The 14,783-nt window shown below is 64.0% G+C and carries 10 protein-coding genes; 4 read left to right on the top strand and 6 right to left on the bottom strand.

Going from position 1 to position 14,783, the window contains the following annotated elements; all coding sequences use genetic code 11:
* Positions 1 to 5: 5 nt before the first annotated feature.
* From cydD to AB4Y81_RS13805, 3 genes are read right to left on the bottom strand one after another with little or no spacing between them, the layout of a single operon-like run.
* Positions 6 to 3,425 (bottom strand): thiol reductant ABC exporter subunit CydD, encoded by a 3,420-nt coding sequence (gene cydD, locus AB4Y81_RS13815; protein ID WP_441996104.1) that lies wholly within the window; start codon positions 3,423 to 3,425, stop codon positions 6 to 8.
* Positions 3,426 to 3,432: 7 nt separating this feature from the next.
* The gene (gene cydB, locus AB4Y81_RS13810; protein WP_441996103.1) at positions 3,433 to 4,515 is read right to left on the bottom strand and encodes a cytochrome d ubiquinol oxidase subunit II; all 1,083 of its coding nucleotides are present in this window, start codon (positions 4,513 to 4,515) and stop codon (positions 3,433 to 3,435) included.
* A gap of 18 nt (positions 4,516 to 4,533) precedes the next feature.
* A complete protein-coding gene (locus AB4Y81_RS13805) occupies positions 4,534 to 6,138 on the bottom strand; it encodes a cytochrome ubiquinol oxidase subunit I (RefSeq protein WP_018778700.1) in 1,605 nt (534 codons plus the stop codon).
* A gap of 280 nt (positions 6,139 to 6,418) precedes the next feature.
* On the opposite strand from AB4Y81_RS13805, the gene AB4Y81_RS13800 reads away from it, so the two are divergent.
* From AB4Y81_RS13800 to AB4Y81_RS13790, 3 genes are all read left to right on the top strand, one after another.
* Entirely contained in the window at positions 6,419 to 6,805 is a 387-nt protein-coding gene (locus AB4Y81_RS13800; protein ID WP_018778701.1) for a BlaI/MecI/CopY family transcriptional regulator, read from the top strand.
* A 5-nt stretch (positions 6,806 to 6,810) separates the two neighbouring features.
* Complete coding sequence (locus AB4Y81_RS13795; RefSeq protein WP_039240773.1) at positions 6,811 to 7,797, top strand: M56 family metallopeptidase; 987 nt, start codon at positions 6,811 to 6,813, stop codon at positions 7,795 to 7,797.
* 80 nt (positions 7,798 to 7,877) lie between these two features.
* Positions 7,878 to 9,080 carry an MFS transporter gene (locus AB4Y81_RS13790; protein WP_441996102.1) on the top strand — a complete coding sequence of 401 codons (1,203 nt, stop codon included), beginning with the start codon at positions 7,878 to 7,880 and terminating at the stop codon, positions 9,078 to 9,080.
* 13 nt (positions 9,081 to 9,093) lie between these two features.
* On the opposite strand, the gene AB4Y81_RS13785 is transcribed toward AB4Y81_RS13790, so the two are convergent.
* Positions 9,094 to 11,202, bottom strand: a complete 2,109-nt coding sequence (locus AB4Y81_RS13785; protein WP_039240769.1) for a DNA gyrase/topoisomerase IV subunit B — start codon at positions 11,200 to 11,202, stop codon at positions 9,094 to 9,096.
* A gap of 267 nt (positions 11,203 to 11,469) precedes the next feature.
* On the opposite strand from AB4Y81_RS13785, the gene AB4Y81_RS13780 reads away from it, so the two are divergent.
* On the top strand, positions 11,470 to 11,691 hold the full coding sequence (locus tag AB4Y81_RS13780; protein WP_441996101.1) for a DUF7455 domain-containing protein: 222 nt from the start codon (positions 11,470 to 11,472) through the stop codon (positions 11,689 to 11,691).
* A 226-nt stretch (positions 11,692 to 11,917) separates the two neighbouring features.
* Here the strand turns inward: AB4Y81_RS13780 and AB4Y81_RS13775 are convergent, their stop codons facing one another.
* Together AB4Y81_RS13775 and AB4Y81_RS13770 are read right to left on the bottom strand one after the other, a co-directional pair.
* Positions 11,918 to 13,231: an RNA polymerase sigma factor gene (locus AB4Y81_RS13775; RefSeq protein ID WP_018778706.1), complete on the bottom strand. Its 1,314-nt coding sequence runs from the start codon at positions 13,229 to 13,231 to the stop codon at positions 11,918 to 11,920.
* A gap of 244 nt (positions 13,232 to 13,475) precedes the next feature.
* Complete coding sequence (locus tag AB4Y81_RS13770) at positions 13,476 to 14,747, bottom strand: DUF4192 domain-containing protein (protein WP_441996100.1); 1,272 nt, start codon at positions 14,745 to 14,747, stop codon at positions 13,476 to 13,478.
* Between the last annotated feature and the right edge of the window lie 36 nt (positions 14,748 to 14,783).

The following is a 14,783-nucleotide window of genomic DNA, read 5'->3' as shown; positions in this document are numbered from 1 at the left end:
TCAGGTTACTGAGCAGTAGGCCCTCCCACCAGTTCCGCCGCGCCCGGCCTGCGCACCGGTGTTCCTGCGGCGGACAGCTCAAGCCGCGCATCCGAGGGGTCTATGTCATCAGGGTTGTGGGTCACCAGGACCACGGTGACGTCCTTCAGACCCTTGCGAAGCACAGCCATCATTTCCCGCGCAGAGCCTGCGTCCAAATGTGCTGTTGGTTCGTCCAGCAACAGGACGGAGGCGCCCGTCAGCAGTGTCCTGGCCATGGCGAGACGTTGCCGCTCGCCGCCGCTGAGGAATGAACCACCCGGCCCGATGCGCGAATCCAGGCCGCCCGGCAGGGCCGCCACTACGGCGTCAAGGCCGACGGCGGCCAGCGCCTTGTACATGTCCGCTTCGCCGGGCTTTTCGGCCGCTGGCCGGCCAAGAAGGAGATTGCCCCGCACCGTGGAGTCGAAGAGGTGCGCTTCCTGCGGGCACCACGCGGCAGTACCGGTCAGCTTTGCCGTTCCTTCCGTGAGGGGAAGGAAGCCCAGCAGGACCGAGAGCAGTGTGGATTTGCCGGCCCCGGACGGTCCCGTGACGGCCAACCAGCGGCCCGGTGCGGCCACGGCGTTGAGTCCGGAGATGACGGTGGGCCCTCCTGGCCACGCTGCAGCCGCACCGCGCAGCTCGAGTCCCTCCTGGCCGGGCCGGTCAGGCAAAGGCAACGGACCGTCGTCGTGGTTTTCCCGGCCCCGGGGACCGTCCGTTGAGTCCAAAGCGCCGGAGGAGGCCACCTTTCCCAGGACGGCTGCGAGCGCCGGTGCCTGACGCGTCGCGGAGACGATGCCCCCGAAGGGTTCCACCAGGGCCAGCAGCATCAGGACAATGACAGCGGCGAGCTCCGGAGCCACCGTACCGTCGAGCACGGAGGGAGCGCTGAGAGCGCCTGCCCAGAGTGCCGACAAAGAACACGCGAGGACGATCACCGCTTGGCCCAGACCCTCGGCCCATGCGGCGCGCTTGGCCGACACGGTGGCGGCCCGGTCTTTGCCCTCCAGTGATCCGATCACCGGTTCGCTGGCGTTGTTGGCACTCAGTTCAGCCCTCGCATCCAGTGCCGCAGCAACTCCCCGGAGCACCACCGAACGCAGCTGTCGTTCGGCCTGTGCGGCGTTCCGGTCAGCCAGGACAGCCAGGACAGGAGCAACCACCAGTCCCACCACGGCGGCGATCACCACGGCGGGCAACGCGGCAGGCACGACGATGGCGGTCGCTGCGATGGCCGCGCCGCCAACTCCTACCGCAGTAAGGGGCGGCAGGGCCACCCTGGGCAGGAGGTCGCGGAGTGTATCGACATCGTCCACGATCGATCCCAAAACGTTTCCGCCCTGCAGCAGGCGCCGCAGCGACAATGCCCGCTGGCTCAGGGTTGACCAGAGCGATCCGCGAAGCCGTGTCATGGCCGCGAACACGGCGTCGTGGGTCAGGAGACGTTCGCAATACCGCAGCACGGCCCGTCCGATGCCGAAGAACCTGACGCCAACGATGGCGCCCAGCAGGTAGAGGATGGGTGGTTGCTGACTCGCCCTGATGATGAGCCAACCGGACAGGCCTGACAGGGCGACAGCGAACAGTGCGGCCAGCACCGCCACGACGCCGGCGGCTGCGAACTTCCAGCGGACGGGTTTGAGGATGCCCGCCAGGAGGCGAACGCTGCCGGCACGCGACCGGTCCGTGACGTTGAACGGCCCGGCGCTGCCGAGGGCCTCAGCCGGTTCCCGCGCGGTGCCCGTTCCGGTGCCCGTTGCGGTCAAGGCGACCGGCTGCGCGGCGGCCGCGGCGGCTGTCCCGGCAGATGTTGCCTTGTGTCCGATGGCTACAAGGTGGTCAGCGAGCGCACGGGTGGCGGAGTCGTGGGCCACCAGGATGACGGTGGCCGTGCCGCGAAGCGATTCGATGGCGCGACGGACGGCGGCGGCCGAGTCGTCGTCCAGGTGAGCGGTGGGCTCATCGAGGAGCAGCAGCGTTGCGCCTGCCTCGACGCGGGCCAGACCGCGGGCCAAGGCCACACGGCGCAGTTCGCCCGGGCTCAGTTCAGCCGGGTGCTTCGCTGCCAGGTGTCCGGCGGATGCCCTGCTGAGGATCTTGGCCACCGCTTCGGCGGTGTTGCCTTCGAACCCGTCAAGGTAAAGCTCGATCTCCTTCTGCACGTTGTCGGCTGCCATGACGGGATGCTGCGGAACCCAGGCCACGGCTGCAGGAGCCACCCCCGCCACGGTACCTGTGACGCGGGCTCCCGGCCCGTTGCCGATGAGTCCCGCCAGCACTCCCAGGACGGTGCTCTTTCCGGCGCCGCTGTCGCCGTCGAGGGCTGTGATGCTCCCCTGCGGGGCAGTGAAGTCGAGGGGTCCGACGGCGGCAGCGGTCCTGCCGCGGTACGTCACCGACAAGTCGCTGACGACGACGTCGGCGGGCTCCGTACGGCGCGTCGCGTCCGTGACGCGTCGGTGCCGGGGAGCTTCCAGTACGGCGTTGGTTGTTTCGAGGGCTGCCCGGCCGTCGTCGCTGGCGTGATGCGCGGTGCCGAGCTCCCGCAGTGGCAGGTAGCAGTCAGGGGCGAGGATCAAGGCCAGGAGGCCCGCTTCCAGGGCCATGTCCCCTGCTACGAGCCGGACACCGATGAATACTGCAACCACGGCTACCGAGATGGTGGCGATGAGTTCAAGGGCAAGCGCGGAGAGAAAAGCAGTGCGGAGCGTACCCATGGTCCTGCTGCGGTACTGCTCGGAGATGTCTTCCAATGCGGCGCGTTGCTCGCTGGCGCGGCCAAGCCCCACCAATACGGGCAGCCCCTTGGCCAGTTCCAGGATGTGGCCGGAGAGTTTCCGCAGGGTGGTTTGCGCATCCCGGACGCGGTCTTCGGTGTGTCGTCCGATCAACACCATGAACAGGGGCACCAACGGCACAGTCAGGACGATGACCACGGCGCTTACCCAGTCGGCGAAGAGGATCCGCGCTCCGATCAATAAGGGAACCGTGGCGCAATTGACCAAAGCGGGAAGGTACTGGGTGTAGTAGTCGTCCAGCGCATCCAGCCCGCGCGTCGCCAGTATCGCCAGGCCGCCGTCGTTCATTCCTTCAACAGGGGCCGAACCGCCGTCGTCCAAGGACCGCCTGAGAAGCCGCACGCGTAGTTCCTCTTTGACACCCAGAGCGGCGTGACGTGCCGCAATTCCTTGTCCCCACACGGTCAGTGACCGCAGCACGGCCCCGGCCGCACCCCACAGCAGGTCGCTGTTCCAGTCACCGGAACCCGATGCGAGACCGGCGAGCATGGCGGCCACAGCCTGCGCCATCAGGACAAGGGACAGCGCTTTGAGCGCGGACATCAGCCCCAGGACGTAGAGCGCCGAGCGGGTGGCCTGTCCGGAAGGAAACACCGGTTTCATGAGGCGGCTATTTTCCCGGTTGCGCGGGGTTGGAGGAGGCGCCTTCCTTGGAAACGAGTACTTTTGCCGCGATGGCGGGGAGGAAGCCGTGTGCCTCAGGAATGTGTGCCGCGCTGACACGCCGCCGGAAGACCCAGTAGGTCCAGGCCTGGTAGGCGATCACCAACGGCAGGCCCACGGCAGCCACAATGCTCATCAGGCCCAGCGTGTAGTCCGAGGAAGAAGCCGTGGAGATGGTCAGGTTGAAGGCGGGATCGATCGTGGAGGGAATAACCACCGGGAATGCCGCTCCGAAGATTGAGGCGGTGGCGCAGACAATGAATGCACCCAGGGCTCCAAAGGCCCGTCCCTCGGAGCCTGCGCGGGCCAGTGCCCAGGCCAGGACCACTGCGATGACGGCGGCAGCTACCAGAGCCCACGTCCATGGCTTGCCGCTGAGGAACTGGACTGCCACCATCCACCCGAACATCGGCAGAACCGCGGCCGGGACCAACCGCACAAACCAGCGGCGGGCACGGTGCCGCACCTCGCCGTCGGTCTTGAGGGCAAGGAATGCCAGGGCGTGCACCAGGGCGAAGGCCACCACTCCGAGGCCACCCAGAAGCGCGTAGCCGCTGAACCAGGACATCGGGCCGCCCTCCCGGTCTCCGTTGGCGTTCAGGGGCAGGCCCGTAGTGGTGAGCGCAAGTGCTGCACCGATGCCGAAAGCGGCAACGAAGGAGCCGACGGCGATCGCCCAGTCCCAGCGGTTGCGCCAGCGTTCGGAATCGACCTTGCCCCGGTATTCGAAGGCAACGGCCCGGAAAATCAAGGCAACCAGGACTGCCAGGAGCGGCAGGTAGAGGGCGGAGAACAGAGACGCGTACCAGAGCGGGAAGGCGGCGAAGGTAGCGCCGGCTGCGGTCAGCAACCACACCTCGTTTCCGTCCCAGACCGGACCGATGGTGTTCAGCAGGACCCGGCGGTCGGTGTTGTTTCGTGCGAACAGCTTCATGAGCATGCCCACGCCGAGGTCAAAGCCCTCAAGGAAGAGGTAGCCGGTCCACAGGACGGCGATGGCCACGAACCAAATGGTTGGCAACAGTTCCATTGTCAGTTTCCCCTGCTCCTAGTAAGCGAATGCCAGGACGTCGTCGCCGGACTTGTCCGGGGTGTCGTTGTCTTTGCCATCCCCGTTCGGGGACCCGTCCTTGTCTTTGCCATGCCCCAGTTCCGGCATCGCGGAGGCGACGCCACCGCGGACATATTTGACCAGCAGCTTCACTTCCACCACCAGCAGCACCGCGTAGATTGCCGTAAGCACTACCAGCGAAGTCAGGATCTCCCCTGCGCTGACCCCTGGGGACACCGCAGCGGCGGTGAACATGAAGACCTGGTCGATGCCGTTCATATCCGGATTAGGGGCAACGACGAACGGCTGCCGGCCCATTTCGGTGAAGATCCAGCCCGCGGCGTTGGCGCCAAAGGGCGCCAGGATTCCGAAGACCGCAATCCGCATGAGCCACTTGGACTCCGGGACTACGCCCTTACGCGTTACCCAGAGGGCCAGCAGCGCGGCCAGGGCTGCGACGCCGCCGAATCCGATCATCATGCGGAAGCCCCAGTAGGTCACTTCCATGACGGGAACGTATTGGATTTCCTGTCCGGCGCGGTCGCCGTAGAGCGGGTTGTCCGGCAGATTGGTGCCGTACTTCTCTTTGTACTCGCCGAGCAGGCTGTTGACTCCCTTGACCTCGGTGGTGAAGTCTCCCTTGGCCAGGAAGGAGAGGATGCCCGGCACTTCGATGACGGCCACGACATCTTCACAGTTGGAAGAGCCCACGTTTCCGACGCTCAGTATCGAGAACCCTGTTCCATCGTGGCAGGCCGCTTCCGCTGCAGCCATCTTCATGGGCTGCTGTTCGAACATGAGCTTGCCTTGGAGGTCGCCGGTGAAGGCCGTTCCTGCGAAGGAGATCATGGCCACGACGGCGCCGATGCGCAGGGACTTCATCCAGACTGTGTAGTCGGCTTTGTCCCGCCCGGGGATCTGCGGCGCATCACCGGGAATGATCCGGCCGTCCTTGCCCACGGTGTCGATCCCATCGTGGCGTCGACGCCACAGGTGGTACCAGGCGATTCCCAGAAGGAAGGCTCCGGCGACGGCCAGCGCACCAAACAGGGTGTGGGGCACCGCTACCAGGGCAGTGTTGTTGGTGAAGACGGCCCAGGCGTCGGTCATGACGGGGCGCCCGTCCACCATTTCAACTCCCACTGGGTGCTGCATCCAGGAGTTGGCCACAATGATGAAGTAGGCAGAGAAGACCGAGCCGATGACCGCGATCCACAGGCAGGCGAGGTGGACGCCGCGCTTCAGTTGCTTCCAGCCAAAGATCCAAAGCCCAAGGAACGTGGACTCCACGAAGAATGCCAGCAGCGCTTCGAGAGCGAGGGGCGCCCCGAACACGTCACCGACGAAGCGGCTGTACTCACTCCAGGCCATGCCGAACTGGAATTCCTGGACGATGCCGGTGGCCACGCCCATGATGAAGTTGATCAGGAAGAGCTTTCCCCAGAACTTGGTCATGCGCAGGTACTCGGGCTTGCCCGTGCGGTACCACATGGTCTGGATGATGGCCACGACCAAACCCAGCCCAATGGTGAGGGGCACCATCATGAAGTGGTAAACGGTAGTGATACCGAATTGCCAGCGTGCGATTTCCAAGGCGTCCATGGCTGTCCTTTGTGCGGTGGACCGAAGTACGATGACGTTAGTTCTACATGGCGTAGAAAACTTCTCTTCTACACAGTGTAGAACAAATGCCGGGCAACGAAACCCATTCTTCAAGTGGCATCGGCCACGCGCAAGAGGTCACCGGGCGTGGCGGCGCGCCGACAGTTCTACCTCACGTAGAATCAACGTAGGAAAAGCGGTAGATTTATTGTGGAATGTTGGATCATCGCTCCCCGCGGCAGTAACCCTGCAGCAGGAAGCGGAAGGTAGGGAAGTAACGATGGCAAGTCTTGGGGAACTGGAACGGGCAGTGATGGATCTGCTCTGGGCAGGCCAGGAAGCTGCAACCGCCAATACGCTGCGCGATCTTCTGGCGCAGGACTCGCAGGCCGGCGACGGCACCGCAGGCCATCAAGGCAAAGACCTGGCAGTAACCACCGTCCTGACCGTGCTGTCACGCCTGGAAAAGAAGGGTCTGGTGGAACGCGAGCGGGGAACGCGCCCGCACCGTTACCAGGCAGTCTCCAGCCGCGCCGACCACACTGCAGAACTCATGCACGAAGTCCTGGGCTCCGCTCCGGACCGTGAGGCTGTCCTTGCCCGCTTCATTGGCTCCGTCACCGAAAGTGAAGCCGCTACCCTGCGCAAACTGCTCGGCTACAATTAGCCACTATGTTCTGGACCTCATACCTGCTTGCGGTCCTGGCATTGATTCTGGCGTGGCCGGTTCCCGTCCTGCTGTCGCGCGCACAGTGGCCGGCACGGTCGCCCTTCACCGCCATGGTGCTGTGGCAGGCCATAGCCCTTGCCGGTGGATTGTCGATGATCGGCGCCATGCTGGTCTACGGTCTGGAACCGATTGGCGACAACCTCCTTGCCGGCCTCAGGAGCCTGGCCGGAATGGTGTTCAACAATGAGCCCACCACTGCTTTGGGTTTCTGGCACCTTTTTGCCCTCTCCGCCGCCGCACTCCTGACCGCGCATCTCGTTTTCACCCTGTTGCTGACGTACTACAAGATCGAGCGCCAGCGTCGCCGGCACCGGGAACTTCTCGCGCTGCTGGCATCACCCTCCGACGACGGTCCCGGGACCGTCGTGATCAACCATGAGTCCCCGGTTGCTTACTGCCTGCCCGGCGGCGCCCGTTCGGTCACGGTCCTGTCCGATGGCCTCATGGCCGCACTCGATCCAGCCGAGCTGCGGGCCGTCCTCATCCATGAGAACGCCCATCTTTCCCAGCGGCACGATCTTTTGCTGTGGGCCTTCGCTGCCTGGCGCCAGGCCCTCCCCTGGTTTCCCACAACCCGCCTCGCCCAGACAGCCGTGAACTCCCTAATCGAGATGCTGGCGGACGACGTCGCGCTTCGGACCGAAAGCAAGGGCACGCTCATCAAGGCCATCGCCATCGTAGCCAGCGGCAGCTCCCAGCCGGCCGTCAGCGCCGCCGCGCTGAAGGGTGGTGGCGCCGTCGTCGAGGGCAACGGTGTCAGCGCCACCGGAGGTGCCGATTCACCGCGTACGACGGCGTCACGCGTCAGCCGCCTGCTCTCGCCGCAGCCGCCCCTCACCAAGGGGCTGAGGGTACTGGTCCTTGCTGCCTCGGCGATGCTGCTGGCCGTTCCCACAGCACTGTTGATTGTGCCCGGTCTGCTCGGTTAGCCGGCAGGGATGGGCTCCGCCCACAGTGCCAGCAGCGCAGCTTCACAAGGACACCGCAGTGCCTTGTTACATTTAGGGGCGTGAATCCGCCCGAAAAGACCGGCCCTGCGCGCAGATCTCCCTACCAGCGGTGGCCCCTTTATGCTGCGGGCTTCACTACAGCTTCCGGGGCGCATGCTGTTGCCGCAGGTCTTGGCGCCGAAAGCCAGGACATCGGACTGAGCCTTCTCGGACTGGGTATTCTGCTCGCTTTGTATGACGTTGCCGAAGTCTTCCTCAAGCCTGTCTTCGGCGCACTGAGCGACCGCATCGGGCCCAAGCCGGTGATCGTGGGCGGGCTTCTGGCCTTCGCCGCCGCGTCTATGGCGGGTCTTTGGGCTGAACAACCCGGCATGCTCGCCGCGGCCAGGCTCGGTCAAGGCGTGGCAGCATCGGCCTTTTCACCGGCTTCCTCCGCCAGTGTCGCCCGGCTCGCGGGCAACAATACCGGCCGCTATTTTGGGCGTTACGGCTCCTGGAAAGGCCTCGGCTACGCCCTGGGGCCGCTATTGGGCGCCGGTGCCATCCTGGCGGGCGGTTTCGGGCTCCTGTTCTCCGTCCTGTCCGGCGTGGCCCTTGTGGTGGCCGTATGGGTCCTCGTCTCCATGCCGCATTTGGAACCATTGCCCAGGACCCGGTACACCCTGGCGGACGTGTGGCGGCAGAGCACCGGGAAGACGTTCCTGGGCTCCACACTGGTGCTCGCAGCGGCCACAGGGGCGCTCGGGGCTGCTGTTGGCTTCCTTCCGGCCCTTGCCGCCAGGGACGGACTGGGCACTGCCGGGAGCGTCGCCGTCGTGACTGTCCTGGCCCTTGCGTCCTCCGCAGTCCAGCCACGTATTGGCGCCCTGCGGGATCGCGGCATACTTACCGACAGGCCGGGCATGATCGCCGGACTGTCATGCATCGCCGTGGGGATCCTGATCGCGGCCACCTTGCCAGGGGCACTCTGGATCTACGCTGCGGCCTTGCTCATTGGAGTCGGGATTGGCGTGGCGACGCCGCTAGCGTTCGCCCATCTTGCAGATTCCACACCCAAGGCCAGGCTCGGCCGGACCATGGGCTCGGCCGAGCTCGGGCGGGAACTCGGCGACGCCGGGGGTCCGTTACTGGTGGGTGGTATCGCCGTTGCCGCAGGGCTGCCCTGGGGGCTGGGTGCGCTTGCAGTTCTGGTGGGAGCGGCAGCGTTCGCCGCCCCCGCCGCTGCCGCCAGCCACGCATCGTCCACCCGGGAGCCACGGTGATCCCCTGGTGGGGCTAAGCGTCGATACGCTCCCGGTCCAAGGTTGCTGCGCCGGCGATGATGAATTCCTTGCGTGGTGCCACATCCGAGCCCATCAGCAGGTCGAAGACTTCTTCCGCCCGCTGCGCACTGTCGATACCGACTTTCCGCAGGGTCCTGTGCCGGGGATCCATGGTGGTCTCCGCCAACTGCTGGGCGTCCATCTCGCCAAGGCCCTTGTAGCGCTGGATCGGTTCTTTATACCGTTTCCCTTCCTTGACCAGCTTCGCGAGGAGCACGTGAAGCTCGGCTTCGGAGTAGGTATAGATCATCTCGTTGGCCTTCTGGCCCGGGTTGATGACTTCCACGCGGTGCAGCGGCGGGACTGCGGCGAACACCCGGCCGGCTTCGACCATGGGCCGCATGTACCGGAAGAACAGCGTCAGCAGCAGAGTACGTATGTGGGCACCGTCAACGTCGGCATCCGTCATGAGGATGACTTTGCCATAGCGCGCCGCATCAAGGTCGAAGCTTCGGCCGGAACCGGCGCCCACCACCTGGATCAGGGCAGCGCACTCAGCGTTGGACAACATGTCGCCCACCGACGCCTTTTGGACATTCAGGATCTTTCCACGAATCGGCAGCAGCGCCTGGAAATCCGAGGACCGCGCAAGCTTCGCTGTACCGAGCGCGGAATCTCCCTCCACAATGAACAATTCCGACCGCGCCACATCATCCGTGCGGCAATCAGCCAGTTTGGTGGGCATCGACGAAGTCTCCAGCGCGTTTTTGCGGCGCTGGGTCTCCTTGTGGACGCGGGCTGAGATGCGCGATTTCATCTCGCTGACCATCTTCTCCAGCAGGAGGGCCGACTGTGCCTTGTCGTTGCGGTTGGCCGAGTTCAAGCGTGCGGTGATTTCCTTTTCAACCACCTTGGCAACGATCGCCCGAACCGCTGAAGTTCCAAGAATCTCCTTGGTCTGCCCTTCGAACTGCGGCTCAGCCAGGCGAACAGTCAGGACGGCCGTCAAGCCGGCAAGAATGTCGTCCTTTTCGATCTTGTCGTTGCCCGCTTTGAGCTTGCGGGCATTGGTTTCCACGGCCTTACGGAAGGTCTTCAGGAGAGCAGCTTCAAAGCCCGACTGGTGCGTGCCACCCTTGGGCGTTGCAATGATGTTGACGTAGCTGCGCATGGTGGTTTCATAGCCGATCCCCCAACGCAGTGCGATGTCGACTTCGCAGTCACGCTCCACTTCGGCGATCTTGCTGTGCCCGTTCTCATCCAGCACAGGAACGGTTTCCTTGAATTTCCCGGATCCGTGAAGCCGCCACACATCGGTAACGCCGGAGTCGGCTGCCAGGAATTCAACGAATTCACTGATACCGCCGTCGTGGTGGAACACTTCCTCGTGGACCCCGTGCTCACCGGGGGTGCCGGCGAGCTTTCGTTCGTCGCGGACCGTGATCCGCAAGCCGGGCACGAGGAAGGACGTCTGGCGGGCGCGGGCCACCAGATCGTCGTAGGAGAACTTCGCGTCGGGGGTGAAAATCTGGCGGTCCGCCCAGTAGCGCACACGGGTTCCTGTGACGCCCCGCTTGGCCTTGCCCACAACGTCCAGTACCGAATTCTCAACGAATGGTTCGAACGGCGAATCAGGTCCGGTCTTGGAGCCGGCATCGAGGAAGCGGCCAGGTTCACCCCGGCGGAAGGACATCTGATAGGTCTTGCTGCCGCGGTCCACCTGGACATCGAGGCGGCTGGACAGTGCATTGACCACGGAAGCGCCCACGCCATGCAGGCCACCGGACGCCGTGTAGGAGCCGCCGCCGAATTTGCCGCCCGCGTGCAGCTTGGTAAAGACGACTTCGACGCCGGACAGGCCGGTTTTGGGCTCGACGTCCACTGGAATGCCACGGCCGTCATCATGGATTTCCACTGAGTTGTCCGCGTGCAGGATAACTTTGATGTCGTGCCCAAAGCCGGCCAGGGCTTCGTCCACGGCGTTGTCGATGATTTCCCACAGGCAGTGCATGAGGCCACGTGAGTCGGTGGAGCCGATGTACATGCCCGGGCGCTTGCGGACCGCTTCCAGGCCCTCCAGGACAGACAAATGCCGGGCGTTGTATTCAGAACTCGGTGCCACGTGGGGGTGTGCTCCTTCGGGGGTATAACTCAGGGTGCTTCCCAGCCGTATGTCGCTGGTATTTCGCTGGTAATTCAAGGCAAACACTGCCCATACTAGGCTAGCCGCCGTGGCCCTTAGGTACTGGTTGCCACTCCCGGCGTCCGATGATCCGCATCGTTACGTTACGCACATGTGATACGCGGACAGCGAAAGTGACCCATCCTTGCCATGGATCTGCGTCGAATGCTGGTTATATGGATGTACAGAACTACTAAGGAGGCCGACATGACAACAGCAGTTGCAGACCGCACACTGAACGCCGCTGACCGGTGCGATCGTTGCGGAGCCCAGGCGTATGTCCGCGTTGTACTCGAGTCCTCCGGTGGTGAGCTGYTCTTCTGCGGCCACCACGCACGTGCAGTTGAAGCCACGCTCCGGCCCATGACTTCCGACTGGCATGATGAGACCGAGCGCCTCAATGAGAAGGCACCCGTACCCGTCGACTAACATACACGTCGACTGGACAATGCAACCGGCAAGAGTCCGGAACCACATCGAGCCAAAGGACCCCTCCCCACCGGGAGGGGTCCTTTTTGCTGTGTCCGCCTGCTTCCACAGGGCGCTGCTTAATGCCGGTTCCGCCGTGGATTGATGTCCGGGCGGTCAACAAGAAAGCGGCCCAGCCGGATAACCGACTGGGCCGCTTTGGTGCTGACGCACTTGCTTGGAACGTTTAGTCCAGGTAGTCCCGCAGGACCTGCGAGCGGGACGGGTGCCGCAGCTTGGACATGGTCTTGGATTCGATCTGGCGGATGCGCTCACGCGTCACTCCGTAGACCTTGCCGATTTCGTCTAAAGTCTTCGGCTGGCCATCAGTGAGGCCGAAGCGCATGGCGACCACGCCTGCTTCACGCTCTGACAAGGTGTCCAAAACTGAGTGCAACTGCTCCTGCAGGAGCGTGAAGCTCACTGCGTCAGCCGGAACAACTGCTTCGGAGTCCTCGATCAGGTCACCGAACTCGGAGTCGCCGTCCTCGCCCAACGGGGTGTGGAGCGAGATGGGTTCGCGACCGTACTTCTGGACCTCGACGACCTTTTCGGGTGTCATGTCCAGTTCCAGTGCCAGCTCCTCGGGCGTGGGCTCGCGGCCCAGGTCCTGAAGCATCTGGCGCTGAACGCGGGCCAGCTTGTTGATGACTTCGACCATGTGCACCGGAATACGAATGGTGCGGGCCTGGTCAGCCATGGCACGGGTAATTGCCTGGCGGATCCACCACGTGGCGTAAGTGGAGAACTTGAAGCCCTTGGTGTAGTCGAACTTCTCCACGGCGCGGATAAGGCCCAGGTTGCCTTCCTGGATCAGGTCCAGGAACAGCATGCCTCGTCCGGTGTAACGCTTCGCGAGCGATACAACCAGGCGAAGGTTGGCCTCGAGCAGGTGGTTCTTTGCACGCTTGCCATCGTGGATGACGAACTCGAGCTCGCGCTTGAGCTTGGGATCCATGGACCCGTCATCCGCGTTGATCTTTTCCTCAGCGAAGAGCCCGGCCTCGATGCGGAGGGCCAGATCGACTTCCTGTTCGGCGTTCAGCAAGGCCACCTTGCCGATTTGCTTCAGGTAGTCCTTGACGGGGTCTGCGGTTGCACCAGCTGACATGACCTGCTGTACAGGTGCGTCGTCATCATCGGCATCCGAGTAGACAAAGCCTGAGCCGGACGGGGCAGCCTTGTCTTTGGCGGCAGTCGCGCCGTCCTCGGTGTCGTCGTCTCCGACTTCGACTTCCTCCGCTGCTGCGGGGTCGAAGTCTTCGTCCTCGGCGCTGGGCTCCTCGGCGTCGGTGGCGGAGGAGCTGTTCGCTGCTTCGGCAGCGGCCTTCGCACCGGGCTTGGGTCCACGCTTCTTCGGGGCAGGCTTGTCAGAGTCGCCCTCTGAAGCCTTGTTGGCAGCACGTGTCGCAGCGCGCTTTGCCGATGTGGCCGCCTTCTTTTCCTCAGCGGACAATTCGGCCTGGGCGGCGGGTTCCTTCTCGACGGAAGACGGGGTCACAGAAAACCTTTCTAGCGGCGGTCTGTGGAATCACCATACGGGCAACACCACTATGACCCTGTCAAGTCCGCGATCAACTTCAAATGCGATCACCGCCTGCAGAGTCTTTGATTACAACTACCGGCGACACTGGATTGTTCCCGTCTCCGGGCCCATCCAGGCATTCAAACGCGGACCCAACCGGGTCTCGGCATCCATTGTCTCACGGTTTTGCGAAACGTACGCCTGTTGAGTGCCAAGGAAACTAGGCAGGTGCATTGCCCGGCCCCTTCCATGCGGAGTCGGGGCGGCGCGCCCACCCACACAGAACGCCCTCCCCCAGAATCTCCATGAGCAGCTCGGCCAAGCGGTAGYCTGGCTGGGCGTCTCCGGCCCGGCTCAGGCAGGCGTGTGCGAGGGAGCCGTTGCCCCTGCACCAGAAAATCCACCCTTGCAGGGTCAGCGCAGCGGCTGCCACTTCTCCCAGCTCGCCCTCGATGGTCAGTAGGGCAAGGGCCTGTTGCAGCACGTCGAGGTCGCTCCAGCAGGGCACCTCCGGATGCATGCCCAACAGGACATCGCCGTAGGTGTAAACGTCGGCGGACTCCCCGGATCCTGCAGTACGGGCGGCCCCCGACTGGTTTTCGGTGGTTGGCCCGACATCGGGCACGCCCAGTTCCCGAGAATCAAAAGGTGGGCTGTCCAGCCCATCCTCGACGAAGAGTCCGAATTCTTCAGCGCCGGACTTTGCAGCATCCGTGCCGGCTGCGGCCATCACCACCACCGCGTCCCGCCACGCCGTCACTTTCAGCGTGGTCCTAAGAAATCCGATGAGCGTCGCATCAGCGGCCGGGTCCAGGGGAGCATTCCGGAGGGCCCTGGTCATGACGTACCGCCACACAGCAAGGACAGCATCGAAGCAGGCCTCGCTGCGCCAGCTGCCAAGTATCTGTCGACCGAATTGCACCTCCGCTTCCGATACCCGGGATCCGTGCGGGCCGGACAAGGCGAGTCCCAGCCCTTCAAAGCCTTTTCGTGGGGACGGTCCGATGGCATTCCCCTGGTACACCAATTCCGCACTGAGCCGGCTTTCCTTGATCCGTTCAACGGCGAACCCGGGAAGCGGGCAACAGCCTTCATCGACGCAGTAGGCTCCCCGCCAGTATTCGGCACCCACCAGCCAAGCGTCACGCACTGAGAGATCGACGCAGTCGAGGCTGGCCCTGAGGGCATCGAGCAAGGGCGTCATCCGGCCAACCACTGAGCCGTCCTGCCAACCGCCATCGGTATACACGGCGAGGACCACGCCATTGGCAGCCTCATCGGCAATCAGATACTGGCGCACATGTTCAGCGAAACGGGCCATGGCTGCGTGGGAGGACAACGCCGGCAGGTCTACCCGGAGGGTTGCGCCCAGGAGCTTTCCCTGCATCGTGATGGCCACGAGGCTGTCCTCGGGCCAATAGCCCAGCATGTGGGGTATGTAGCCAAGGATGTCTTCGGGCTGGTGGATGTTAAGAGTTTTGTTGGTGGTCATGCCTCAAGCCTGCGCACCGGCGAAGACAAGGAACAG

Origin of the sequence: Paenarthrobacter sp. TAF1 (genome assembly GCF_052113825.1) — a bacterium.
GTDB lineage: Bacteria > Actinomycetota > Actinomycetes > Actinomycetales > Micrococcaceae > Arthrobacter > Arthrobacter nicotinovorans.
Note: the sequence above shows the minus strand (reverse complement) of the source record. Positions and strands in the feature narration are given on the sequence as shown.